Annotated in this window: 27 protein-coding genes, 1 pseudogene and 1 other annotated feature; of the genes and pseudogenes, 8 read left to right on the top strand and 20 right to left on the bottom strand. The window is 52.5% G+C overall.

What is annotated here, in order from left to right; translation table 11 throughout:
* The 3 genes from OQV04_RS17645 to ugd all read left to right on the top strand — a co-directional run.
* A partial coding sequence (locus OQV04_RS17645; RefSeq protein ID WP_332642369.1) for a glycosyltransferase family 4 protein occupies positions 1-917 on the top strand: 917 nt, incomplete at its 5' end.
* Between the two features lie 171 nt (positions 918-1,088).
* Complete coding sequence (gndA, locus tag OQV04_RS17640; RefSeq protein ID WP_001575891.1) at positions 1,089-2,495, top strand: NADP-dependent phosphogluconate dehydrogenase; 1,407 nt, start codon at positions 1,089-1,091, stop codon at positions 2,493-2,495.
* A 203-nt stretch (positions 2,496-2,698) separates the two neighbouring features.
* A complete protein-coding gene (gene ugd, locus OQV04_RS17635; RefSeq protein WP_101969448.1) occupies positions 2,699-3,865 on the top strand; it encodes a UDP-glucose 6-dehydrogenase in 1,167 nt (388 codons plus the stop codon).
* A 56-nt stretch (positions 3,866-3,921) separates the two neighbouring features.
* Here the strand turns inward: ugd and hisIE are convergent, their stop codons facing one another.
* The 9 genes from hisIE to hisL form a co-directional block, all read right to left on the bottom strand.
* On the bottom strand, positions 3,922-4,521 hold the full coding sequence (gene hisIE / locus OQV04_RS17630) for a bifunctional phosphoribosyl-AMP cyclohydrolase/phosphoribosyl-ATP diphosphatase HisIE (protein WP_001575888.1): 600 nt from the start codon (positions 4,519-4,521) through the stop codon (positions 3,922-3,924).
* Positions 4,515-5,291: an imidazole glycerol phosphate synthase subunit HisF gene (hisF, locus tag OQV04_RS17625; protein WP_001575887.1), complete on the bottom strand. Its 777-nt coding sequence runs from the start codon at positions 5,289-5,291 to the stop codon at positions 4,515-4,517. The genes hisIE and hisF overlap by 7 nt, the downstream gene beginning before the upstream one ends.
* The gene (gene hisA / locus OQV04_RS17620) at positions 5,273-6,010 is read right to left on the bottom strand and encodes a 1-(5-phosphoribosyl)-5-[(5-phosphoribosylamino)methylideneamino]imidazole-4-carboxamide isomerase (RefSeq protein WP_001575885.1); all 738 of its coding nucleotides are present in this window, start codon (positions 6,008-6,010) and stop codon (positions 5,273-5,275) included. Before hisA ends, hisF begins: the two co-directional genes overlap by 19 nt.
* Positions 6,010-6,600 carry an imidazole glycerol phosphate synthase subunit HisH gene (gene hisH, locus OQV04_RS17615; RefSeq protein ID WP_001575883.1) on the bottom strand — a complete coding sequence of 197 codons (591 nt, stop codon included), beginning with the start codon at positions 6,598-6,600 and terminating at the stop codon, positions 6,010-6,012. Before hisH ends, hisA begins: the two co-directional genes overlap by 1 nt.
* Complete coding sequence (gene hisB / locus OQV04_RS17610; RefSeq protein ID WP_001575882.1) at positions 6,600-7,667, bottom strand: bifunctional histidinol-phosphatase/imidazoleglycerol-phosphate dehydratase HisB; 1,068 nt, start codon at positions 7,665-7,667, stop codon at positions 6,600-6,602. The genes hisH and hisB overlap by 1 nt, the downstream gene beginning before the upstream one ends.
* Positions 7,664-8,725 carry a histidinol-phosphate transaminase gene (hisC, locus tag OQV04_RS17605; RefSeq protein WP_001575880.1) on the bottom strand — a complete coding sequence of 354 codons (1,062 nt, stop codon included), beginning with the start codon at positions 8,723-8,725 and terminating at the stop codon, positions 7,664-7,666. The genes hisB and hisC overlap by 4 nt, the downstream gene beginning before the upstream one ends.
* A complete protein-coding gene (hisD, locus tag OQV04_RS17600; protein ID WP_001575879.1) occupies positions 8,722-10,026 on the bottom strand; it encodes a histidinol dehydrogenase in 1,305 nt (434 codons plus the stop codon). Before hisD ends, hisC begins: the two co-directional genes overlap by 4 nt.
* A gap of 5 nt (positions 10,027-10,031) precedes the next feature.
* Positions 10,032-10,931: an ATP phosphoribosyltransferase gene (hisG, locus tag OQV04_RS17595; protein ID WP_001575878.1), complete on the bottom strand. Its 900-nt coding sequence runs from the start codon at positions 10,929-10,931 to the stop codon at positions 10,032-10,034.
* Positions 10,932-10,965: 34 nt separating this feature from the next.
* Positions 10,966-11,087, bottom strand: a sequence feature (His leader region).
* Positions 11,063-11,113, bottom strand: a complete 51-nt coding sequence (gene hisL, locus OQV04_RS17590; RefSeq protein WP_071594744.1) for a his operon leader peptide — start codon at positions 11,111-11,113, stop codon at positions 11,063-11,065. Its footprint overlaps the feature before it by 25 nt.
* A gap of 178 nt (positions 11,114-11,291) precedes the next feature.
* Between hisL and OQV04_RS17585 the strand changes: the two genes are divergently transcribed.
* The 4 genes from OQV04_RS17585 to tsuB all read left to right on the top strand — a co-directional run bounded on the left by OQV04_RS17585 (position 11,292) and on the right by tsuB (position 15,302).
* Positions 11,292-12,113, top strand: a complete 822-nt coding sequence (locus OQV04_RS17585) for an SDR family oxidoreductase (protein WP_001575876.1) — start codon at positions 11,292-11,294, stop codon at positions 12,111-12,113.
* A 347-nt stretch (positions 12,114-12,460) separates the two neighbouring features.
* Entirely contained in the window at positions 12,461-13,819 is a 1,359-nt protein-coding gene (gene plaP / locus OQV04_RS17580) for a putrescine/proton symporter PlaP (RefSeq protein WP_001575875.1), read from the top strand.
* Between the two features lie 190 nt (positions 13,820-14,009).
* Positions 14,010-15,065 carry a thiosulfate utilization transporter TsuA/YeeE gene (gene tsuA / locus OQV04_RS17575; protein ID WP_024193902.1) on the top strand — a complete coding sequence of 352 codons (1,056 nt, stop codon included), beginning with the start codon at positions 14,010-14,012 and terminating at the stop codon, positions 15,063-15,065.
* Positions 15,066-15,077: 12 nt separating this feature from the next.
* Positions 15,078-15,302, top strand: coding sequence for a thiosulfate utilization sulfurtransferase TsuB/YeeD (gene tsuB, locus OQV04_RS17570; RefSeq protein ID WP_001575873.1), 225 nt, complete (start codon positions 15,078-15,080; stop codon positions 15,300-15,302).
* A 53-nt stretch (positions 15,303-15,355) separates the two neighbouring features.
* On the opposite strand, the gene sbcB is transcribed toward tsuB, so the two are convergent.
* Positions 15,356-16,780, bottom strand: coding sequence for an exodeoxyribonuclease I (sbcB, locus tag OQV04_RS17565; protein ID WP_101969445.1), 1,425 nt, complete (start codon positions 16,778-16,780; stop codon positions 15,356-15,358).
* Between the two features lie 181 nt (positions 16,781-16,961).
* On the opposite strand from sbcB, the gene OQV04_RS17560 reads away from it, so the two are divergent.
* Positions 16,962-18,140, top strand: coding sequence for a tyrosine-type recombinase/integrase (locus OQV04_RS17560; protein WP_097451079.1), 1,179 nt, complete (start codon positions 16,962-16,964; stop codon positions 18,138-18,140).
* Here the strand turns inward: OQV04_RS17560 and OQV04_RS17555 are convergent.
* The 10 genes and pseudogenes from OQV04_RS17555 to OQV04_RS17510 form a co-directional block, all read right to left on the bottom strand.
* Entirely contained in the window at positions 18,121-18,312 is a 192-nt protein-coding gene (locus OQV04_RS17555) for a helix-turn-helix transcriptional regulator (protein WP_000132739.1), read from the bottom strand. The two genes, OQV04_RS17560 and OQV04_RS17555, sit on opposite strands and share 20 nt — an antisense overlap.
* 77 nt (positions 18,313-18,389) lie before the next feature.
* Positions 18,390-18,734: a hypothetical protein gene (locus tag OQV04_RS17550; RefSeq protein ID WP_001281193.1), complete on the bottom strand. Its 345-nt coding sequence runs from the start codon at positions 18,732-18,734 to the stop codon at positions 18,390-18,392.
* 100 nt (positions 18,735-18,834) lie between these two features.
* On the bottom strand, positions 18,835-19,014 hold the full coding sequence (locus tag OQV04_RS17545) for an Eag protein (RefSeq protein WP_001277763.1): 180 nt from the start codon (positions 19,012-19,014) through the stop codon (positions 18,835-18,837).
* A 96-nt stretch (positions 19,015-19,110) separates the two neighbouring features.
* A complete protein-coding gene (locus OQV04_RS17540; RefSeq protein WP_101969443.1) occupies positions 19,111-19,623 on the bottom strand; it encodes a DUF551 domain-containing protein in 513 nt (170 codons plus the stop codon).
* 158 nt (positions 19,624-19,781) lie between these two features.
* Positions 19,782-20,099 (bottom strand): annotated as a pseudogene (locus tag OQV04_RS17535) (ead/Ea22-like family protein); the annotation flags it as partial.
* Complete coding sequence (locus tag OQV04_RS17530; protein ID WP_101969441.1) at positions 20,096-20,578, bottom strand: hypothetical protein; 483 nt, start codon at positions 20,576-20,578, stop codon at positions 20,096-20,098. The gene OQV04_RS17530 and the pseudogene OQV04_RS17535, both read right to left, overlap by 4 nt.
* Positions 20,575-20,739, bottom strand: a complete 165-nt coding sequence (locus OQV04_RS17525) for a DUF2737 family protein (RefSeq protein ID WP_101969570.1) — start codon at positions 20,737-20,739, stop codon at positions 20,575-20,577. Before OQV04_RS17525 ends, OQV04_RS17530 begins: the two co-directional genes overlap by 4 nt.
* Positions 20,740-20,749: 10 nt before the next feature.
* Entirely contained in the window at positions 20,750-21,046 is a 297-nt protein-coding gene (locus OQV04_RS17520) for a phage anti-RecBCD protein (RefSeq protein ID WP_001111285.1), read from the bottom strand.
* A 13-nt stretch (positions 21,047-21,059) separates the two neighbouring features.
* Positions 21,060-21,566, bottom strand: a complete 507-nt coding sequence (gene ssb, locus OQV04_RS17515) for a single-stranded DNA-binding protein (RefSeq protein ID WP_000168274.1) — start codon at positions 21,564-21,566, stop codon at positions 21,060-21,062.
* Entirely contained in the window at positions 21,567-22,274 is a 708-nt protein-coding gene (locus OQV04_RS17510) for a Rad52/Rad22 family DNA repair protein (protein WP_113444721.1), read from the bottom strand.
* Between the last annotated feature and the right edge of the window lie 294 nt (positions 22,275-22,568).

Here is a 22,568-nt window from a genome sequence, read left to right as displayed (position 1 = left end):
CATTTAGAACATTGAATAAAATTAATCCTGATATTGTGCATAGCGTCACGATTAAACCTGGTGTGATTAGTTGTTTATGGGCCAGAATCCGAAACAAAAAAATGGTCTATAGTTTTGTTGGGTTAGGAAGAGTTTTTGAAAGCAATAAGGTCATTTACCAAATGGTTAAGTTCTTAATTGCTAATATGTATAGAAGATTTTTCTTAAATATTGATTGTTGTATCCTCTTTGAACATAAAAAAGATCAGCAAAAAATAATTGAACTATTAGATATTCCAAAAAATAAAACTGAAGTTATTGATGGCGCAGGTATTAATATAGACTATTTTTGTTATAGTACACCACCTAATAATACCAAGGTTAAAGTTTTTTTTGCAAGTCGCATGCTTTGGAGTAAAGGGCTACGCACGTTAATTGATGCTAGTAGAATTTTAAAATTACAAGGCATCGAATTTGAGATATTAGTTGCGGGCATTCTTGTTGACAATGATCGCGACGCTATAAGTATAACTCAGATAGAAGAGTGGCATAACTCCGGTGATATCATTTGGCTGGGCAAGCGTAGCGATATCAAGGAATTAATTGAAAGTGTGGATATAGTCGCTTTGCCATCTGTTTACTCTGAAGGTATTCCTCGAATTCTTTTAGAAGCCGGTGCAATCGGTCGTCCTGTTATAAGTTTTGACACTGGTGGTTGTGGGAGTTTAATACTTGACGGTTATAACGGTTTCCTTGTGCCTAAAGGAAATGTGAACCTATTTTCTCAGAAGCTTGGTATCCTTATTAGCGATCCTCTTGAGCGCACTAAGATGGGGCAGAATGCCAGAAAGCGAGTAGAGGAAAAGTATTCATCTACCGTTGTCATACGAAAAACCGTTCAAATCTATAATAAACTCACAATGCAAGAAGTGCTCTAATATTGAGCAACAACTTATCTGAGCTTGTCGCTATGCGTTTTTTTAGTTACTTATGACAGTTATTAATTTCACTCAAACATCTATTTCTTTATACAACTTGTCGTTCTCCTAATATATAATTTCTTAAATTCTGTCTGTTCATAGACAGATACTACCTGACAGGAGTATGTAATGTCTAAGCAACAAATCGGCGTAGTCGGTATGGCTGTGATGGGGCGCAACCTGGCGCTCAACATCGAAAGCCGTGGTTATACCGTCTCTATCTTCAACCGCTCCCGTGAAAAAACCGAAGAAGTTGTCGCTGAGAATCCAGGCAAAAAGCTGGTTCCTCACTACACGGTCAAGGAGTTCGTCGAGTCTCTTGAGACCCCACGTCGTATCCTGTTAATGGTGAAAGCAGGCGCGGGCACCGATGCTGCCATCGATTCCCTGAAACCTTACCTTGATAAAGGTGACATCATCATTGATGGTGGTAACACCTTCTTCCAGGATACCATTCGTCGTAACCGTGAGCTGTCTGCTGAAGGCTTTAACTTCATCGGTACCGGCGTATCCGGCGGCGAAGAGGGCGCGCTGAAGGGCCCATCTATCATGCCTGGCGGCCAGAAAGAAGCGTATGAGTTGGTTGCGCCAATCCTGACCAAGATTGCTGCTGTAGCTGAAGACGGCGAGCCTTGCGTAACCTACATCGGTGCTGACGGTGCGGGTCATTACGTGAAAATGGTCCACAACGGTATCGAATACGGCGACATGCAGCTGATTGCTGAAGCCTATTCTCTGCTGAAAGGCGGCCTGAACCTGTCTAACGAAGAGCTGGCAACCACCTTCACCGAGTGGAATGAAGGCGAGCTGAGCAGCTACCTGATCGACATCACCAAAGACATCTTCACCAAAAAAGATGAAGACGGTAAATACCTGGTTGATGTGATCCTCGACGAAGCGGCGAACAAAGGCACCGGTAAATGGACTAGCCAGAGCTCTCTGGACCTGGGCGAACCGCTGTCGCTGATCACTGAATCTGTTTTCGCGCGCTACATCTCCTCCCTGAAAGACCAGCGCGTGGCGGCATCTAAAGTGCTGACTGGCCCGCAGGCTAAACTGGCTGGCGATAAAGCAGAGTTCGTTGAGAAAGTGCGTCGCGCACTGTACCTGGGTAAAATCGTCTCCTACGCGCAGGGCTTCTCTCAGCTGCGTGCCGCGTCTGACGAGTACAACTGGGATCTGAACTACGGCGAAATCGCGAAGATCTTCCGCGCGGGCTGCATCATTCGTGCACAGTTCCTGCAGAAAATCACCGACGCCTACGCTGAAAACGCGAGTATCGCCAACCTGCTGCTGGCACCGTACTTCAAAAATATCGCTGATGAATACCAGCAGGCGCTGCGTGACGTGGTGGCCTATGCTGTGCAGAACGGTATTCCGGTACCGACCTTCTCTGCAGCAGTGGCGTACTACGATAGCTACCGCGCTGCGGTACTGCCGGCGAACCTGATTCAGGCTCAGCGTGACTACTTCGGCGCGCATACCTATAAACGCACTGATAAAGAAGGTGTGTTCCACACCGAATGGCTGGATTAATCTGAATTAGTTCATCCGTAAAGCCAGGCCCGGAGCGCATCTCCGGGCTTTTTTATTGTCTGAAAACAGCATTCAGTCAGGTCTGATAGGCGGCGACGCGGTAATTCGCGATATACTGGCGGCAAGCCGATCCGACAACGTTGGGTCCCACGGTGGTGATGCATTCACCCTCAAATGTTTAACCGGAAGAAGTTACAGAGCGAATGAAGATAACTATTTCAGGAACAGGTTACGTCGGCCTGTCGAACGGCATTCTGATCGCCCAGCACCACGAAGTGGTGGCCCTGGATATCGTTCAGGCCAAGGTCGACATGCTGAATCAGAAACAGTCGCCGATCGTCGACAAAGAGATCGAAGAGTATCTGGCGACCAAACCGCTGAATTTCCGTGCGACCACTGATAAGCGCGATGCTTATCGCGATGCAGACTATGTGATCATCGCCACTCCGACCGATTACGACCCCAAAACGAACTATTTCAATACGTCCAGCGTTGAGTCTGTTATCCGTGACGTCGTTGAAATCAACCCCAACGCGGTGATGGTTATCAAATCTACCATTCCGGTAGGCTTTACCAATTCGATTAAAGAAAAACTGGGTATCGACAATATTTTCTTCTCGCCGGAATTCCTGCGCGAAGGCCGTGCGCTGTACGACAACCTGCATCCGTCGCGTATCGTTATCGGCGAACGTTCTGAGCGTGCCGAGCGTTTTGCCGCGCTGCTGCAGGAAGGGGCAGTGAAGAAGGATATCCCGACGCTGTTCACCGACTCGACCGAAGCCGAAGCTATCAAGCTATTCGCGAACACCTACCTCGCGATGCGCGTGGCTTATTTCAACGAGCTGGATAGCTATGCGGAAAGCCTGGGCCTGAACTCCCGCCAGATTATTGAAGGCGTGTGCCTGGACCCGCGCATCGGTAATCACTATAACAATCCATCTTTTGGTTATGGTGGATATTGCCTCCCGAAAGATACTAAACAACTGCTGGCAAATTATGCGTCTGTGCCAAATAACATCGTCGGTGCGATTGTTGACGCTAACCGTACCCGCAAGGATTTTATTGCCGATTCCATCCTGGCCCGCAAGCCGAAAGTGGTTGGGGTATATCGCCTCGTCATGAAGTCAGGATCCGACAATTTCCGCGCATCTTCGATTCAAGGGATTATGATACGAATCAAAGCGAAAGGCATTCCAGTGATTGTGTATGAACCTGCGATGAAAGAAGATGAATTCTTTAATTCCCGCGTTGTACGCGATTTGGATGCATTTAAGCAAGAAGCGGATGTCATCATTTCTAACCGAATGGCGGAAGAATTGGCTGATGTGAAAGAGAAGGTGTATACCCGCGATCTGTTTGGTAATGATTGACAGGTTCGTGCAGCAATAATAAAGCCCGGTGTTATCGCCGGGCTCAAATTTATCCGTTACTTATGCCGTTCCCGCAAATTCTCAATCACCGCCGTCAAATCCAGCTCCTGATCCTGCAATAGCACCAGCAGGTGATACATCAAATCCGACGCCTCATTCTTCAGCTCAAACTTATCGTGCACCGTGGCGGCCAGCGCGGTTTCCACGCCTTCTTCACCCACTTTCTGCGCGATACGCTTGGTGCCGCTGGCGTACAGCTTAGCGGTGTATGAACTTGCCGGGTCAGCGTTTTTACGCTCGGCCAGCAGCTGCTCAAGCTGATACAGGAACAGCCACTGGTGGCTGGTGTCGCCGAAGCAGCTTGAGGTGCCTTTATGGCAGGTCGGGCCAATCGGGTTAACCAGCACCAGCAGAGTGTCATTGTCGCAGTCGGGCGCGATGCTTACCACATTGAGGAAGTGGCCGGAGGTTTCACCCTTGGTCCACAGGCGCTGTTTGGTGCGCGAGAAAAAGGTCACTTTGCCCGTTTCCTGCGTTTTGGCCAGCGCTTCCTCGTTCATATAGCCCAGCATCAGCACTTCACCGGATACCGCGTGTTGGATAATGGCGGGCATCAGTCCGTCGGTTTTTTGCCAGTCCAGTTGTTCAGTTAACATACCCGAATCTCCACGCCCTGTGTTGCCAGGTACGCTTTTAGTTCACCAATATTAATAATCTGTTTGTGGAATACCGAGGCTGCCAGCGCGCCGTCAACATCGGCATCACGGAACGCTTCGAGGAAGTGTTCCATGGTCCCCGCACCGCCAGAGGCGATCAGCGGTACGCGGCAAACATCGCGCACTTTTTTCAACTGCTCCAGGTCGTAGCCGTTACGCACGCCGTCCTGGTTCATCATATTGAGGACGATCTCGCCCGCGCCACGTTTCTGCACTTCCTGCACCCAGTCCAGCGTTTCCCATTGGGTCACGCGGGTGCGGCTTTCATCGCCGGTGTATTGATTGACGTGATATTTGCCGGTGTCTGCATCATACCAGGTATCAATCCCCACCACGATGCACTGCACGCCGAAGCGGTCCGCCAGACGGGTGATCAGCTCCGGGTCGGCCAGCGCCGGGGAGTTGATGGAAATTTTATCGGCGCCGAAGGAGAGAATGCGCGCCGCATCATCAATGGACTTAATGCCGCCCGCTACGCAGAACGGAATATCAATCACTTCGGCAACACGGGAAACCCAGCTTTTATCGACCACCCGGCCATCGCTGGAGGCGGTGATATCGTAGAACACCAGTTCATCCGCGCCTTCGTCAGCGTAGCGTTTGGCCAGCGGGACGATATCGCCGATGATCTCGTGATTGCGGAACTGCACGCCCTTAACAACCTGACCATCACGCACATCAAGACAAGGAATTATCCGTTTTGCCAGCATTGGATGGCCTCCGTTACGTTGAATTTACCTTCCAGCAGCGCGCGGCCGACAATTACGCCGCGCACGCCGGTGCCGCGTAGGGCGGCGATATCGTTAAGATCGCCAATGCCGCCGGAGGACTGGAACGCCACCTGCGGATAGCGGGCGCAGACCTCTTCATATAGCGAAACGTTGGAGCCAGCCAGCGTGCCGTCGCGGGAAATATCGGTGCACAGCACGTGCTGAAGCCCCACGGGCAGATAGGTCTCAACCAGCTCTTCCAGCGTGACGCCAGAGTTCTCCTGCCAGCCGCTCACCGCCACCTGTTTGGCGCCGCTATCGTCGAAGCGCACGTCCAGCGCCAGCACTAGGTGCTCAGCGCCAAAGCGCTGGAACCAGCCTTTCACCACTTCCGGCGATTTCACCGCCGTTGAGCCGACCACCACGCGCGCCACACCCGCGTCCAGCAGTGCCGCGACGTCATCTTCGGTGCGTACCCCGCCGCCAACCTGTACCGGCACGTTCACGCCGGCGACCAGGGTTTTCAGTAGCGGAATCTGGCGTTGTGCCGGGTCTTTCGCGCCGGTTAAATCTACCAGGTGCAGCACTTCGGCACCCTGAGCCGCGTAGTCCTGTAAACGGGGAAGCGGATCGGTGCCGTAGTCGCGCTGCTGTCCGTAGTCACCCTGATGCAGGCGTACCACGGTGCCGTTAATCAAATCTAAAGCCGGAATGATCATTACATCTCCAGGAAGTTTTTCAGCAGCTGTGCGCCCGCCGCGCCGGAGCGTTCGGGGTGAAACTGCACGCCGTAAAAGTTATCTTTCTGTACTGCGGCGGTAAACGCTTCACCGTAGTGGCATTGCGCGATGGTGTATTCATTGACCGGCATCGCGTAGCTGTGAACGAAGTAAAAATACGCGCCGTCCTCAATACCGCGGAACAGACGGTCGCCCGCTTTTGGATAAACGCGGTTCCAGCCCATGTGTGGCAGCGGCAAGCCGTGGTCGGTCATTTTCGGCACGTCCTGGTCAATAATCCCCAGCAGGTCGACGCCGTTTGTTTCTTCACTACGGCGTCCCAGCAGCTGCATGCCGAGGCAAATACCCAGCACCGGCTGGGTGCAGGCTTTAATCAGCTCGACCAGGTCGCGCTCGTGAATCTGATCCATCGCCGCCTGCGCGGTGCCCACGCCCGGCAGAAACAGTTTGTCAGCGCGCAGCACCACATCCGGGTCACGACTAACCACCGGCTCGTAACCATGACGGGCAATCGCCGCTTTCACCGAATTGAGGTTGGCGCAGCCGGTATCAAGGACAACCACATTCATCACAGCACTCCTTTTGAGGAGGGAAGGGCATTGCCGTCCACGCGGATCGCCTGGCGCAGCGTGCGGCCAAAGACTTTAAACAGGCTCTCCACACGGTGGTGATCGTTTTTGCCTTTGGTTTTCAGGTGCAGGGTGACGCCCATGGCATACGAGAGCGAGCGGAAGAAGTGCTCGATCATCTCGGTGCTCAGGTCGCCTACGCGCTGATAGGTAAACTCGGCTTTGTACTCGAGGTGCGGACGGCCGGAAATATCCAGCGCACAGCGGGCCAGGCATTCGTCCATCGGCAGCACGAAGCCGAAACGGTTAATGCCGCGCTTATCGCCCAGCGCAACTTTCAGTGCTTCGCCCAGCGCCAGGCCGGTATCTTCCACCGTGTGGTGATCGTCAATATAGAGGTCGCCTTTCACGGTAATGTTCATGCGGAAACCACCGTGGGTGGCGATCTGGTCCAGCATGTGGTCGAAGAAACCAACGCCGGTGTTAATTTTGCTGCCGCCTTCGCGATCCAGCCACACTTCGACATCAATCTGCGTTTCGCGGGTGTTGCGCTCAATGTGGGCGTAGCGGTCGCGGCGGGTCAACTGCTCGCCAATCGCCGCCCAGTTAAGCGTTTCGCGGTTGTAGCGCAGGCCGGTGATGCCCATATTATTGGCCAGTTCGACGTCGGTGGCGCGGTCGCCAATCACGTAGCTGTTGGCAACGTCCATCACGCCGTCCGCCAGCCAGGCGGTGACCATCTGCGTTTTCGGCTTGCGGCATTCGCAGTTGTCGGCGGGCAGGTGCGGGCAAATGAGCACATCGTCAAACACCACGCCCTGCGAGGTAAAGACCTGCATCATCAGGTTGTGCGGGCCGTCGAAATCCGCCTGCGGGAAGCTGTCGGTGCCCAGCCCGTCCTGGTTGGTGATCATCACCAGCTTAAAACCCGCTTTTTGCAGCTTCAGCAGTTCGGGAATGGCGTCCGGCTCGAAGGCCAGTTTATCGAAACGGTCTACCTGATAGTCGCTCGGTGGCTCGGAAATCAGGGTGCCATCGCGATCGATAAAGAGAAACTTCTGGGTCATACGGTCTCCGCTTTCAAAGCGTCAATCACGCGCTGGCTCTCTGCACGAGTGCCGATAGTGATGCGCAAACAGCCGCTTAAAGAAGGTTGTTTATTCTGGTCACGTAAGATAATGCCTTGATCCCATAAAGATTTAAATACGCTGCTTGAGGCTTTAATACGAGCCAGTACGTAGTTGGTCTCGGAATCAAATACCTGCTCGACGCAGTCGATGGTGCGCAGCGCATCCACCAGGTACTGACGTTCATTGAGGATTTGCGCGACGCGTTCGCGCATGGCGGCGATTCCTTGCGCGCTAAGCGCCTGGGCCGCAATATCGGCAACCGGGGTCGAGAGCGGGTACGGCGCAATCACCTTCATTAATAGCGCGATCACCTCTTCATTCGCCAGCGTAAAGCCGCAGCGCAGCCCCGCTAGCGCAAAGGCTTTGGACAGCGTGCGCAGAATTACCAGATGCGGGTACTCGGCCAGCCAGCCGGCCAGCGTGGCCTGCGGGCAGAACTCAATATAGGCCTCATCGGCGACAACCAGCGCTTTGTCACGGGTCATCTCCAGCAGCGTATGGAAATCCTGTGGGTTGATAATCTGTCCGGTTGGGTTGTTCGGACTGCATACGTAAACCACTTTCACGTTGACCAGACTGTCGGCAATCGCCGGCAGATCCAGCTGCCAGTCGGCTTTGGTCGGCACGGTGCGGCATTCGACGCCGATGGTCTCAGCGCTGACGCTGTACATACCGTAGGTCGGCGGGCAGAACAGCACCGCATCGCGGCCCGGTTCGCAAAACGCGCGTACCAGCAGTTCAATGCCTTCATCCGCGCCGCGGCTCACCAGCACCTGCTCCGGCTTGACGCCCGCATAGGCGGCGTAGTTTTCAATCACCGCTTTGGGTTGGCATTCCGGGTAGCGGTTCAACGTCTGCTGGCTGAGTTCGAACGGCACCGCCGTCGGGTATTCGTTGGCGTTCAACCAGACGTCGCCTTTACCGCCAAGGCGGCGCGCCGACTGATACGGGGTCAGGGCGCGAACGTTGTCGCGGGCTAACTGTTCAATGCTCATGCTTGCTCCTTCAGGGCGTTCACGCGCAGGGTAACGGCATTTTTGTGGGCGGTCAGCAGCTCGGCGGCGGCCAGCGTTTCAATGGTGGCGGCAATGGCCGAGAATCCGTCACGGGATAATTCCTGAACGGTCATCCGCTTCTGGAAATCCGCCAGTCCCAGGCTGGAACAGGTGGATGTGTAACCGTAGGTCGGCAGCACGTGGTTGGTACCGGAGGCGTAGTCGCCAGCCGATTCCGGCGACCAGTCGCCGAGGAATACCGAACCGGCGCTGGTGATCTCATCAACCAGTTCACGCGCGTTGCGGGTCTGAATAATCAGGTGTTCCGGGCCGTAGGCGTTGGAGATCGCCACGCACTGCGCCAGATCGCTGGCCACAATCAGGCGGCTGGCAGAGAGGGCCTGACGCGCGGTATCGGCGCGGGACAGCTCGGCAAGCTGGCGTTCTACGGCCTCGGCCACGCCTTCGGCAAGTTTCGCGTCCGGCGTCAGCAGAATAACCTGTGAGTCCGGGCCGTGCTCGGCCTGAGAGAGCAGGTCGGAGGCGACAAAGTCCGGCGTGGCGCCGCTATCGGCGATGACCAGCACTTCAGACGGGCCTGCTGGCATGTCGATGGCCGCGCCGTCGAGACGCTGGCTAACCTGGCGTTTCGCTTCGGTGACGTACGCATTGCCTGGCCCGAAGATTTTATCCACCTTCGGAATGGACTCGGTGCCCAGCGCCAGCGCGGCAATGGCCTGCGCGCCGCCGACGTTAAATACCTCTTTGACGCCGCACAGCTGCGCCGCATACAGAATCTCATCGGCAATCGGCGGCGGCGAGCACAGCACCACTTTTTTACAGCCGGCGATGCGCGCCGGAGTGGCCAGCATTAATACGGTGGAGAACAGCGGCGCTGAACCACCCGGAATATAAAGCCCCACGGAGGCGATAGGGCGGGTGACCTGCTGGCAGCGTACGCCCGGTTGAGTTTCGATATCCACCGGCGGCAGAATCTGCGCGGTGTGGAAGGTATCGATGTTGCGCACCGCAGCTTGCATCGCCTGCTTCAGTTCGTCGCTCAGACGGCCTGCGGCCTGCTGAATTTCTTCCTCAGTCACGCGCAGCGCGCCAACCTCGGTTTTATCAAACTTCGCGCTGTATTCACGCAGCGCTTTATCGCCGTTATTTTTAACGTTTTCCAGAATTTCGGCCACCGTACGGGTGATGCTGTCGGAAGCGGAAATGGCCGGGCGCATTAACAGCGCCTGCTGTTCTTCGGGGCTACAGCGGTTCCAGTCAATCAGGGTATTGAAGCTCATGGCGCTTACTCCATCATCTTCTCAATCGGCAGTACCAGAATCGAGCTGGCACCCAGGGACTTCAGTTTTTCCATGGTTTCCCAGAACAGGGTTTCGCTGCTGACCATGTGCATCGCCACGCGCTGCTGGTCGCCCGCCAGCGGCAGAATGGTTGGGCGCTCGGCACCCGGCAGCAGGGCAATCACTTCTTCCAGGCGTTCGGTTGGCGCGTGCATCATGATGTATTTCGATTCGCGCGCCTGAATCACGCCCTGAATACGGGTTAACAGACGGTCAATCAACTGCTGCTTGGCGTCGCTCATCTCGCCGTCGCGTTGAATCAGGCAGGCTTTAGAGCGGAACATCACTTCTACTTCACGCAGGCCGTTGGCTTCCAGCGTCGCGCCGGTTGATACCAGGTCGCAGATGGCGTCGGCCAGACCGGCACGCGGGGCCACTTCAACAGAGCCGTTCAGCAGGCAGGATTTAAAGCTGATGCCTTTCTGGTCGAGATAACGTTTGAGCAGGTGTGGGTAAGAGGTGGCAATACGTTTGCCGTCGAGCGCAGCCGGGCCGTTCCAGGCTTCATCCGCCGGGGTCGCCAGCGACAGACGGCAGCCGCCGAAGTCCAGACGACGCAGGGTAAAGTAGCGCGGGTCTTCGCCTTGCGCGCGGCGGCTCAGCAGCTCTTCTTCCAGAACGTTTTCACCGATAATGCCGAGATCGACCACGCCATCCATAATCAACCCCGGAATATCGTCATCGCGAACGCGCAGGATATCGATCGGCATGTTCTCCGCCATCGCGATCAGGCGCTGGGTGTGGAGATTGATTTTGATACCACAACGGGCCAGTAATTCGCGTGAATCATCGCTCAGGCGGCCTGATTTCTGAATAGCTATGCGTAAACGGCTGTTATCTAACATTCTGTATTCCTCATTACCCTGCTGAATTTGGTTCAAAAAAAAGCCCCCGGAAGATGATCTTCCGGGGGCTCTCTTGCGTTCATGCACCACTGGAAGATCTGAATGTCTCCCAGCACACATCGCCTGAAAGACTAGTCAGGATGATGGTGATGATGGTGGTGTTTAAATTGAACGCGGCTCATAAATTTCTCGTTGAATGACTATTCACTTGATGTCTTTTAACCTAAACCACTTTTGTCGTTGAGCGCAAGCGCTTTTTTCATTCATTAAATCAATTCATGTTACCACTATAAATTGTCAGTTTTCTCGCTGTGGCGTAGCCTTATGAGAGGAGTGCAGGATGAACCAGGAGATAGCGCAATGAAGAAGGTGGCAATTGTCGGTTTAGGGTGGCTGGGTATGCCGCTGGCGCTGTCGTTGATGGCGCGCGGCTGGCAGGTAACGGGCAGTAAAACGACAGAGGATGGCGTGGAAGCCGCACGGATGTGCGGGATTGATAGCTATCCGTTGCGGCTCGATCCGCAGCTGGTCTGTGAGGCTGATGACCTTGATGCTTTAATGAATGTTGACGCGCTGGTCATTACGCTCCCCGCGCGCCGCAGCGGCCCGGGCGAAGATTTCTATCATCAGGCGGTGCAGGAGATTGTGGACACCGCGCTGGCGTACCAGATTCCGCGCATTATCTTTACCAGCTCCACTTCGGTCTACGGTAAAGAAGAAGGGCTGGTAAAAGAGAGCACGCCGCGTGAACCGGTTACCGCTAGCGGCAGAGTATTAAAAGAGCTGGAAGACTGGCTTCATCAATTGCCGGGGACGTCGGTGGATATTCTGCGTCTGGCGGGGCTGGTGGGGCCGGATCGGCATCCGGGACGTTTCTTCGCAGGTAAATCCGCGCCGGATGGTCAGCACGGCGTGAATCTCGTCCATCTGGAAGATGTTGTCTCTGCTATTACGCTTTTATTACAGGCGCCGAAGGGTGGACACATTTATAACATTTGTGCGCCGTTGCATCCCGCTCGCGGTATTTTCTATCCGCAAATGGCGCGTGAGCTGGGGTTAGCGGTTCCGAGCTTTAGCGACAGCGGTAATGGAAAAGGCAAAATCATCGACGGTAATCTCATTTGCCGCGAGCTCGGCTTTGAGTATCAGTATCCTGACCCGTTACGTATGCCGATGGAATAATCGCCGCTGTTTTAGCAAATAGTGCTATTGATGAGATTTATGATTCGGGAGTTGCTGAATTATCAGTCGTTTAGACGAGAAGGCGTGCTGATTATGCTCTCAGCGGCTTGTCTTTTTGCTACCGTTTGGGGCAAAATATGTCGAATGTAAAAAATTGAGATTAACCGACGTGCTTGCCGCGTCGGTTATTTTTTTTACATCAAAACAACCATCAAATTAAAGAGGCCGGGCTTCGTACCGGATAGATACTTACTTAAAAAACGACAGTCGTTGTCGCTGAGGAAACAGAAAAAAAATGGGGCAATTTTTCAATTTTGCGCCGGCCATCGCCGTAATGGAGACTGACCGTGTCGCATAACGTTACTCCAAACACCTCTCGCGTGGAATTACGTAAAACGCTTACGCTTATTCCGGTTGTTATGATGGGCCTGGCCTATATGCAGCCGATGACGCTGTTTGATACGTTCGGTATCGTATCTGGCATGACCGATGGTCACGTGCCAACAGCTTATGCCTTCGCTCTGGTGGCAATTCTGTTCACCGCGCTGAGCTACGGTAAGCTGGTGCGCCGTTATCCTTCGGCGGGCTCTGCCTACACTTATGCCCAGAAATCCATCAGCCCGACCGTTGGCTTTATGGTGGGTTGGTCTTCGCTGCTCGATTATCTGTTCGCGCCGATGATCAACATTCTGCTGGCAAAAATCTATTTCGAAGCGCTGGTGCCGTCGATACCGTCATGGGTATTCGTGATTGCACTGGTTGCCTTTATGACCGCCTTTAACCTGCGCAGCATCAAATCTGTCGCCAACTTTAACACCGTGATCGTGGTGTTCCAGGTGGTACTGATTGCCGTGATCCTAGGTATGGTGATTTATGGCGTGGCGCACGGCGAAGGTGCCGGTACGCTGGCAAGCAACCGTCCGTTCTGGTCGGGTGATGCGCACGTGATCCCTATGATTACCGGGGCCACGATTCTGTGCTTCTCCTTTACCGGTTTTGACGGTATCAGCAACCTGTCTGAAGAAACCAAAGACGCTGAGCGTGTGATTCCGCGTGCTATCTTCCTGACGGCGCTGATTGGTGGCCTGATCTTTATCTTCTCCACCTATTTCCTGCAGCTCTACTTCCCGGATATCTCTCGCTTCAAAGATCCGGACGCCTCACAGCCTGAAATCATGCTGTACGTGGCGGGTAAAGCCTTCCAGGTTGGCGCGCTGATCTTCTCCACCATTACCGTGCTGGCTTCCGGTATGGCGGCGCATGCGGGTGTGGCGCGTCTGATGTACGTGATGGGCCGTGATGGCGTGTTCCCGAAAAGCTTCTTCGGCTACGTGCATCCAACCTGGCGCACCCCGGCGATGAACATCATCCTGGTTGGCGCGATTGCGCTGCTGGCGATTAACTTCGACCTGGTGATGGCAACGGCGCTGATTAACTTCGGTGCGCTGGTGGCGTTCACCTTCGTGAACCTGTCCGTTATCTCTCAGTTCTGGATCCGTGAGAAGCGTAATAAGACGCTGAAAGATCACTTCCAGTACCTGTTCCTGCCAATCTGCGGCGCGCTGACCGTTGGCGCACTGTGGGTGAACCTGGAAGAGAGCTCTATGGTTCTGGGCCTGATCTGGGCCGGTATCGGTCTGATCTACCTGGCCTGTGTGACCAAAAGCTTCCGCAACCCGGTTCCGCAGTACGAAGATGTTGCATAACTGAATTTAAAAACGATGGTTGCAAAACCGGAGGTCTGGGCCTCCGGTTTTTTTTGTCTTAAGTTTGTGGGGTGATTAAAAAATCAATATTAATAACCGTCGGGAATAATATAGAGCTTTTGGTTATTGGAGCCGTCCGGCGGGGTCAGGAATAATTTTAAGACTGATAATATTGAGTTAATTGATTCTTATGTTGCACATGATAATAAGTGGCATGATTTGCGGGGCTTTACTGGGATTCGTTATGCAGCGCGGTCGTTTCTGCCTGACGGGTGGCTTTCGCGATATGTATATCACCAAAAATAACCGCATGTTTTACGCACTGTTGATTGCTATCTGTATCCAGAGTATCGGCGTGTTCGCCCTGATCCAGCTTGGCCTGGTGCAGTACGATGCAGGCGCGTTCCCGTGGCTTGGCACCGTGGTGGGTGGATTTGTTTTTGGTATCGGTATCGTTTATGCGGGAGGCTGCGCCACCGGCACCTGGTATCGTGCCGGGGAAGGGCTGATTGGCAGCTGGATTGCACTGGTCACCTATATGGTGATGAGCGCGATCATGCGTTCACCGCACGCGGCTGGGCTTAACAAATTCCTCGGTCAACACACGACCACTCACAACGGCATTGCCGAAACCCTGAATATCTCCGTCTGGCCACTTATCGTTCTGCTGGTGGCGGTGACCCTGTGGTTTGTTCGCAAAGAGCTGAGCAAACCAAAGCTCAAAGTAGCTTCTCTGCCGCCGCGCCGCACTGGCCTGGCGCATCTGCTGTTTGAAAAGCGTTGGCATCCGTTTGTGACCGCCGTGCTGATTGGCCTTATCGCCCTGCTGGCCTGGCCGCTGAGTGAGGCCACCGGACGTATGTTTGGCCTTGGCATTACCTCGCCGACCGCCAATATCCTGCAGTTCCTGGTGGGGGGTGACAGCAAGTACCTCAACTGGGGCGTCTTCCTGGTGCTGGGAATCTTTATCGGTTCGTTTATTGCCGCGAAAGCCAGCCGTGAATTCCGCGTCCGCGCTGCCGATGCCAGCACCACGCTGCGTAGCGCGGGTGGCGGCGTACTGATGGGCTTCGGTGCCAGCATTGCCGGCGGCTGCTCGATCGGCAACGGTTTGGTGATGACGGCGATGATGACCTGGCAGGGCTGGATTGGCCTGGTATTTATGATTCTCGGCGTGTGGTGCGCGTCGTGGATGTTGTATGTTCGCCCGCAGCGGAAAGCAAAACTGAAAACCGCAACGGCTTAAGGAGTAGAAAAAATGGTTGTGAAGAAACTGGACGTAGTCACGCAGGTTTGCCCGTTCCCGTTAATTGAAGCGAAGGCGGCGATGGCGGAACTGGCCAGCGGCGACCAGCTGGTGATTGAGTTCGACTGTACTCAGGCGACGGAAGCCATCCCGCAGTGGGCGGCGGAAGAGGGCTTTACGGTCACGGACTATCAGCAGTCTGGCGATGCGGCGTGGACCATCACCGTACAGAAATAATGCCCCAGGCATCAAGCGACGCCGGGAAGATTTTCCGGCGTCGCTGCGTTGAATTAAACAATCTCCTGCACGTACTGATACAGCGCCTTCAGCAGCGATAGCTTCTCGTTATTCCCCTCATACTGACCGTACAACATCTCCAGTTGCTGGGCGTAGGCCTGTAAAAATTCCGGGGTGAAGATCTGCCGACGGTGTTCCAGCCAGCGCTGTTGCTCGTTTTCATCCAGCGTGCCGGGGAAGTTGCGCGCGCGGAAGTTAAACAGCAGCTTCTCAATACGCGGGTCGGCGAAGGTAATGTCCAGCGCCGGCAGATTGCGCGGCTCGGTCTCCAGCACGATTTTCATCGCCGCGCGGTCGGCGTCGCTAAAGAAACCGTTATAAAGCTGGGCGTCGACGTTGTCCGATGCGACAAACGGCTCGGCTTCAGCAAAAATCGCCACCACCTTCTCGCGCACCTGCGGGTTATCGCGCAGCAGTTTCAGGTTATCCAGGCAGTGCTGTCGGTTAATGCCTAAACGGTCAGCGTCTTCTGGGCGCAGGGTATTGGCCTGCGCCAGCACCGGGCACTTATTCAGATGCACCAGCTTAATCGGCACCGGCGAACTGTCGCCGAGCTCGGCCTTCGGCGTATACAGGCGCTCGCGCAGCGTATCGGCATCCAGCTCGAGCAGCGGGGCGATGTCGCCCGCCAGGTCGACCATGATCACCGCATTACGGTTATCCGGATGCCAGGCCAGCGGCGCAATCCAGCTGGTGTTTCCGCGCCAGGCGCCAAACATTCCCGAGACATGCACCAGTGGCTTCATCTGCGGGACGTCAATCAGCGTCATCAGCTTGTTTTTGCCCCGGTAGGCATACAGATAATCAAACAGCTTTGGCTGTTGGGCCTTCACCAGCTTCGCCATGGCGATGGTCGCGTAAACGTCGGCCATCGCATCATGGGCGTTACTGTGTTCAATACCGTTGGCCTTGGTGAGATGTTCCAGGCGGAAGCTCGGCAGACCGTCGTCGTTTTCCGGCCAGTTGATGCCGTCCGGGCGCAGGGCATAGCAGGCGCGCATCACGTCAAGCAGATCCCAGCGCGAATTGCGGTTTTGCCAGCTCCAGGCGTAAGGATCGTAGAAATTACGATAAAAAATGTTGCGTGTGACTTCGTCGTCGAAACGCACATTGTTGTAGCCCAGAATACAGGTCTTCGGTACGGTAAAAAGCAAGTGAATACGGGCGGCAAACGCGGCTTCGTTTTCTCCTTTCGCCCGTGCTTCCTGCGGGGTAATACCGGTAATTAATACTGCTCCTGGCTGGGGTAAATAGTCATCAGCGGGCTTGCAGTAAAAGACTTCGGGTTCTCCGATGACATTGAATTCGCTATCGGTGCGAATGGCTGCGAACTGTGCAGGGCGATCTAACGCGGGGTGCGTGCCAAAGGTTTCGTAATCGTGAAAGAGGAAGGTAGGTTGTTTATCTGCGTCTGTCATTGTCTAGCATTGTCCACTGTAGTTAATTAACTGTCTGTTATAACTCGAAAAACAACCATTTTTTCACCTGAGTATGTCTACGAACGTCAAATATAGTTGTTTACTGTGCGCTGTTGTCCATGTGATATTGTGTACCAGATGTGTACCAAACCATTATTTCTGAGCGTACCAAATATTATTTATGGCTATAAGCGACACAAAACTGCGTAGTATTTATGGTAAACCATATTCGGGCCCACAAGAAGTGGCTGATGCCGATGGCCTCAGCGTACGAATTTCACCGAAGGGGGTCATCCAGTTCCAGTACCGCTATCGCTGGCATGGCAAGCCTAATCGACTTGGGCTTGGTCGATACCCATCCCTGTCTTTGAAGGATGCCAGACAGATCACTGCTGACTTGCGAAAGCTCTATTTCTCAGGAACGGATCCACGCACTTATTTTGAAGAGAAGGTGGAGAACTCCATGACGGTCGCCCAGTGTCTCGACTACTGGTTCGACAACTACGTCTCTACAACTCTCAGAGAAAAGACCCAGGCACTTTACCGATCAACGGTTATGAAGCGCATGCATGACGCCTTTCCTAATCGTCCGGCATCTTCTATCACGGTTAAGCAATGGGTTGACCTGCTTACCGAAGAAGAAAGAGATAATCCACGCCGAGCAAGGCAGGTGCTAAGTCAACTAAGATCAGCAATAAGTTGGTGCATGCGGCGTCAGTTGATAGATAGTTGCGCAATTATGAGCATCCAACCAAGGGACTTCGGCTCCCGCGCTGAGGTAGGGGATCGGGTACTGTCGTATCACGAACTGGCTAAGATTTGGCTTGCTATTGAAAGAAGCCGTGCGTCTACGTCAAATAAGCTACTTCATCAGATGCTTATGCTGTGGGGGGCGAGGCTCTCAGAGCTTAGGCTGGCAAAAAAGACAGAATTTGACCTGCTGGAAAACGTATGGACCGTACCGAAAGAGCATAGCAAGATGGGTAATGTTATCCGCCGTCCAATCTTCGAACAAATTAAGCCTTTCCTCGAAAAGGCCATGACAACGTACAATGATGTTCTTTTCCCTGGAGAAGACATAAACAAACCGATCAGCATCGCTGCAGCCAACCGATTCGTAAATAGAATAAGGGGAGGGATGGATCTAGGTTACTGGCGAACACACGATTTCAGAAGAACGCTTGTTACACGTCTGTCCGAGATGAATGTCGAGCCTCATGTTACTGAGCGAATGCTCGGTCATGAACTTGGCGGGATAATGTCCGTATACAATAAACACGACTGGATAGAGGCTCAGCGCAAAGCGTATGAGCTTCACGCTGATAAATTGTTCTGGCACATCAGGAGCATTTCTGATTAACGCCACCGTTAAGAATCCACCCTTCAACAGCTTCACGAAGGTATGATTTGGGGTGGGTTCTGACTGGCTTCGGAAATCCGTGCCGTTTGGTATAGTTCCAGATTGTCTGACGTGATGAAACACCGAGCTTGTTCATCACTTCTTTCTCAGGAATCAGGCTGGTATCGGTCATCTTAATTCTCCAGGCAAAAATAAACCGCCATATAGCGGATCTATCAGATATGTACAGGCCTCATCGAGTGTGAGGCGTTAGTCCTTGCGTAGCTCGCTGATTCTTCTGTAAGTCTCTGGTGCTTTGTTCCCGTACGTCTTCATTTCAGACTTCAACAGAGCAACGAGTGAATCCCATTCGTTGAGGATTCCTTTGAATGCCGGAACGCGCTTTGCAACCTTGTCGAATGAATCTCTGATTTCTGGAATCTGCTCAACAAGTGCAACGCATCGCCGAAAGTCTGCTGCGTCATGGGGAGCGCCGAAGTGATGACCATAGATATTCTTTTTCAGGCCACATGCGATTGAGGCAAGAGTTGCGCTACTGATGCCGACATCGCCAGTCGATTGCCATTTCAAAACCTTCATAGCCAAATCTGACATTTCTTGTCTCCAATAAAAAACCGCCATCAGGCGGCTTGGTGTTCTTTCAATTCTTCAATTCGAATATTTATTACATTGTTTTCATATATGAATAAATAAATTAGCTTTTTTCGTTGCCTTCGCGTTCTTTATTAATTTTGACAAACTCGTTTTTACCACGCTCTCCAAATGCGTCTTTAGAGTCGTTGTATCCGCAATCGCAGCACACATAATCATCAGACCATCCACGCATTGTTTTTTCTTTTGCAATATTTCCAGAACCGCATTTTGGACAAGACATATCACTACCTCCAAAGCATGAGAGAGATGACAACGTAACATTGATTGGAGATTAACAATAGATTGCTGATGTAAAAGATATGTATAAGCTTAGCTATCAAAGGGGAGGTTCTGGTAGTTGCATCCAGTCGGTTACATTGCGACTCTGTGTTTCGAAAAATTCATCACCATTGCGGACAATATCGAAAAACTCTCCGTCTCGATATTGCGCATAAAGAACGAATGCGCCATCACATAAAATAATTACGTGCTGACCGTCCTCTGGCATTCGCTCACTACAGCTTATCCAACCATCCGGAGTTACCGGCACTGGCTTGGCGGTATAAAGCGGTGTTATATCTGCCCGAAAATTACATGCTTTATGCAGCCGCACCCACCGTTCGACTTCTGCTTTGTCAGAATACATACCAGTGAACGTGTTATATTCACGGTCAATTTGCGTGAATGTTACCTTCCACGCCACCGGCTCTGCTTCCAGCGATGCCAGTGCGATACGCAGGGCAGCCAGGATATTCCCCTGGTAATCATCAAGCCCGAAAGGAAGCTCATCACGAACGCTTTCATAATCGTTGATAGCCTGCTGCAGCCATTCTCTTGTGATAGTGCTCATGATGCCTCTCCTTTACCTGCTTCGGTGACGTTTATTCCAGCGTTGTGCAGTGCCTCAAGAACCTGATGCTGCCTGTAAACCATTTCAGTGTGGTAAGGCTCGTCAAAATCGACGCGATGCAACATGCTATAGCATTGCGGAAGCACAACCTCCCGCAACTCCAGCTCAGCAATGCGCTTCTCTGCGGCTTCCAGCTCAACGCGCAGCTTCCCTACCGTTAGCGCAATATCCTCGTTCTCCTGGTCTCGGGATTTGATGTATTGCTGTTTTCTTTCCAGCTCATCCAGCAGCGCCAGCACGGTTTCTGGTCCGGTCAGAAATTTGAAGGCGTTGAGCGCATCAATATCCACACCGTAATCTTTAAGTTCCTGTTCACTTAACAAATCATCATCAACTGGCAACATTAACAGGCGTTCCATTGCTGGAATTGCACGTTCCGCCGCCTCACGCAGTGCCTGATAGTTAATCTTGCTCACTGGTTGCCTCCTTTGCGAAGCTGGTCGGCGAACAAGCGTACACTAGACGCCTCACCGCGTAGAAACTTAGCGGCATAATCAAAACCACCTCGTTCTGCGTCGTCTGCTCCGTTGTCGAGGTTATCTGCGTACATCTCTACCCCCTGCGCCCGTACTTCAGCCAGGAAAGCATCGGTGGCTGGGGTTTCAGTAACATCATCTTCCCATTCGCTAAACTCCTCACGACAAAAGTCATTAAATTCCTTCTCAGATTGCTTAAGCGAGGTATTTTCAGCAGCCATCTTCGCGCACTTGGCCTCAAGGTTATCAATCGTGATTCCAGCAGAACTACACTCCCGCAACGCCGTTTCTAGTTTTGATTCAAGTTCACCGAACTTACGCACAAGATATTCAGCGTTTGTTTCGTTAACCTTTAAATCACATGGGATGCATTTACCTTTCAGAAATCCATCCATCTCAATTAGTGTCATTTGTTTCATTTCTTCCCACTCAGCCACATCGCATTCAGATATTTGTTGTCATTAACAGAACCGAAACTCTTTCTCTTAAGCAATTCCTCTCTCGATGGCATTGGCTTTACGCGTTGGCGAATAATCATTTCTGCCGGAAGAATTCCGGGATTGTATGCAAGTCCTCTCATGGTAAATTCCTCAGTCATTACTGATAGCGCCATAGCGTGAGCGGTAATTACGCAGGCGCGGGTCGATATATTCAGGGAAGTGGGTATATGTGGCTTTGCGGAATGGTCGGATTGATGTCTGGTAAATTCGCTCGCGTTCTTCTTTCTCTGCAAGCCATATACAGTGGCGAAATTCCTTTTCCTCTTTCGTTTCCTGCGGTAGCGACATTATCCGGTTGTAGTTTTTCCTGAATTTATCCAGCACCTCCGATACGGAATTGCCGGAACAGCGGCGCGCGTCATCCGCACCATACAGAGGCGCTGGCATGATTTTCTCCTGATTAAATTGCGTGAATAGCGTGACGAGGGAAGGGGAGAGTTACTGGTGCAAAGGGTATATCGTCGTCAAAATCCATCGGAGGTTCGTTGTGTTGTGCTGGTGATGATTGCTGCTGTGGCTTCTGTGATTGCCTGCTGGCTGCTTGTTGTTTGCTGTCGCCAATGCCGCCAAGCATTTGCATCACGCCATTAATTCCGACATGAACCTCGGTTGTGTAACGGTCTTGCCCTGACTGGTCTTTCCACTTTCTGGTTCTCAGCATTCCCTCGAAATAAATCTGATCACCTTTTTTCACATACTGCCCCACGACCTCAGCCAGTTTCCCGGATACAGCAACACGATGCCATTCAGTCAATTCCTTTTGCTCGCCAGTATTTTTATCTCGCCATTGTTCTGACGTGGCTATTGTCAGGTTAGCGAACGCTGTTCCTGATGGTGAGTATCGAACTTCCGGGTCTTGTCCTACCCGACCAAGGATAATCACCTTATTTACGCCTCTGCTTGCCATTTATGCCGCCTGTTTTAGTTCGTTAACTCTGATGCTCATTACCTGAACGCATTTAGCCTGCGCCTCCTCGTTGCCAGCCATTAATTGCCAGTCACGCTGATAACGCTCGATGAGTTTTTTCTTGTCAGTTTCTGTTGATGCATAATCGCTGAAGTCTTTCAGGATTTGTTCGCAGTCAACCGATGGAGATTTCTGGTTGGTATTTTCTGGTGATGGTTTGTTATCTGATGCTGGTATTGCCCATCCCGGCAGCGATGGAGGGAGCCAGTAAAATCCTGTTCCATCCTTCAGTTTTGCCCTGTGCCACCCCTGCTTTTTATCGAGAGATGTTTGTGCGAAACCTTCCTCAAGGTTATACAGATACCGACCGATTCCCCATTGAACGGCAGCGCGCTTCATTGCGCCGGAACGACCACCTTTGACGGCTTCTACCTGCGTGTTTTCAGCAGCATCCCATTTGGTTACCCATTCGGAATCAATCCTGATTGATATGCCGCATTCAACTCCGCCGTTGTTGGGAATATCGCGGTATTCATTGCGCCATCCTGCTTTGCCGCAAACATCGTCCAGGCGTTTCATGATTGCCCGGTTCGTTACATAAGCCAGCACCATAGCCCACACCTTGCCATCGCGTGTTTTACCGCTTTGCTGTATTCGCCATTCGATATCTTCAGGGCTGAATGGCTCATCGAATTTATTCAAATCCATAATTCACCTCAGAATGGACACGGCCCAAGGAAATAACGCTGATTTAATACTTCGACTCGGGACAAATTAAGGCATACCCGCATTCCTTCGCGGTCGCCATTATGGCGATACCAGAGAGCTTTCTGCGTGTACATGCGTCTCTGTAACTTGCTCTCCTTCACTGTGGTTGCAAGTGACATGAATATCTCCTTCGTTACCGATTAATTCTTTCATCTGACGGGTGATGCTGCCAACTTACTGATTTAGTGTATGATGGTGTTTTTGAGGTGCTCCAGTGGCTTCTGTTTCTATCAG

This window comes from Escherichia sp. Lx600-2, from assembly GCF_036662595.1.
In the GTDB taxonomy this organism is placed as follows: Bacteria; Pseudomonadota; Gammaproteobacteria; order Enterobacterales; family Enterobacteriaceae; genus Escherichia; species Escherichia coli.
This window is presented reverse-complemented; position numbering and strand designations above follow the sequence as displayed.

Bases quoted from the DNA above. Each gene is read 5' to 3' on its own strand.
- ugd (WP_101969448.1), top strand. From the start codon at position 2,699: ATGAAGATAACTATTTCAGGAACAGGTTACGTCGGCCTGTCGAACGGC.
- hisF (WP_001575887.1), bottom strand. From the start codon at position 5,291: ATGCTGGCAAAACGGATAATTCCTTGTCTTGATGTGCGTGATGGTCAG.
- tsuB (WP_001575873.1), top strand. From the start codon at position 15,078: ATGGTTGTGAAGAAACTGGACGTAGTCACGCAGGTTTGCCCGTTCCCG.
- hisIE (WP_001575888.1), bottom strand. From the start codon at position 4,521: ATGTTAACTGAACAACTGGACTGGCAAAAAACCGACGGACTGATGCCC.
- OQV04_RS17540 (WP_101969443.1), bottom strand. From the start codon at position 19,623: ATGAGCACTATCACAAGAGAATGGCTGCAGCAGGCTATCAACGATTAT.
- OQV04_RS17525 (WP_101969570.1), bottom strand. From the start codon at position 20,739: ATGAGAGGACTTGCATACAATCCCGGAATTCTTCCGGCAGAAATGATT.
- hisA (WP_001575885.1), bottom strand. From the start codon at position 6,010: ATGATCATTCCGGCTTTAGATTTGATTAACGGCACCGTGGTACGCCTG.
- OQV04_RS17560 (WP_097451079.1), top strand. From the start codon at position 16,962: ATGGCTATAAGCGACACAAAACTGCGTAGTATTTATGGTAAACCATAT.
- OQV04_RS17585 (WP_001575876.1), top strand. From the start codon at position 11,292: ATGAAGAAGGTGGCAATTGTCGGTTTAGGGTGGCTGGGTATGCCGCTG.
- sbcB (WP_101969445.1), bottom strand. From the start codon at position 16,780: ATGACAGACGCAGATAAACAACCTACCTTCCTCTTTCACGATTACGAA.
- hisG (WP_001575878.1), bottom strand. From the start codon at position 10,931: ATGTTAGATAACAGCCGTTTACGCATAGCTATTCAGAAATCAGGCCGC.
- hisC (WP_001575880.1), bottom strand. From the start codon at position 8,725: ATGAGCATTGAACAGTTAGCCCGCGACAACGTTCGCGCCCTGACCCCG.
- hisH (WP_001575883.1), bottom strand. From the start codon at position 6,600: ATGAATGTGGTTGTCCTTGATACCGGCTGCGCCAACCTCAATTCGGTG.
- gndA (WP_001575891.1), top strand. From the start codon at position 1,089: ATGTCTAAGCAACAAATCGGCGTAGTCGGTATGGCTGTGATGGGGCGC.
- hisD (WP_001575879.1), bottom strand. From the start codon at position 10,026: ATGAGCTTCAATACCCTGATTGACTGGAACCGCTGTAGCCCCGAAGAA.
- OQV04_RS17520 (WP_001111285.1), bottom strand. From the start codon at position 21,046: ATGCCAGCGCCTCTGTATGGTGCGGATGACGCGCGCCGCTGTTCCGGC.
- OQV04_RS17545 (WP_001277763.1), bottom strand. From the start codon at position 19,014: ATGTCTTGTCCAAAATGCGGTTCTGGAAATATTGCAAAAGAAAAAACA.
- ssb (WP_000168274.1), bottom strand. From the start codon at position 21,566: ATGGCAAGCAGAGGCGTAAATAAGGTGATTATCCTTGGTCGGGTAGGA.
- hisB (WP_001575882.1), bottom strand. From the start codon at position 7,667: ATGACCCAGAAGTTTCTCTTTATCGATCGCGATGGCACCCTGATTTCC.
- tsuA (WP_024193902.1), top strand. From the start codon at position 14,010: ATGTTGCACATGATAATAAGTGGCATGATTTGCGGGGCTTTACTGGGA.
- OQV04_RS17550 (WP_001281193.1), bottom strand. From the start codon at position 18,734: ATGTCAGATTTGGCTATGAAGGTTTTGAAATGGCAATCGACTGGCGAT.
- OQV04_RS17510 (WP_113444721.1), bottom strand. From the start codon at position 22,274: ATGGATTTGAATAAATTCGATGAGCCATTCAGCCCTGAAGATATCGAA.
- OQV04_RS17555 (WP_000132739.1), bottom strand. From the start codon at position 18,312: ATGACCGATACCAGCCTGATTCCTGAGAAAGAAGTGATGAACAAGCTC.
- OQV04_RS17530 (WP_101969441.1), bottom strand. From the start codon at position 20,578: ATGAAACAAATGACACTAATTGAGATGGATGGATTTCTGAAAGGTAAA.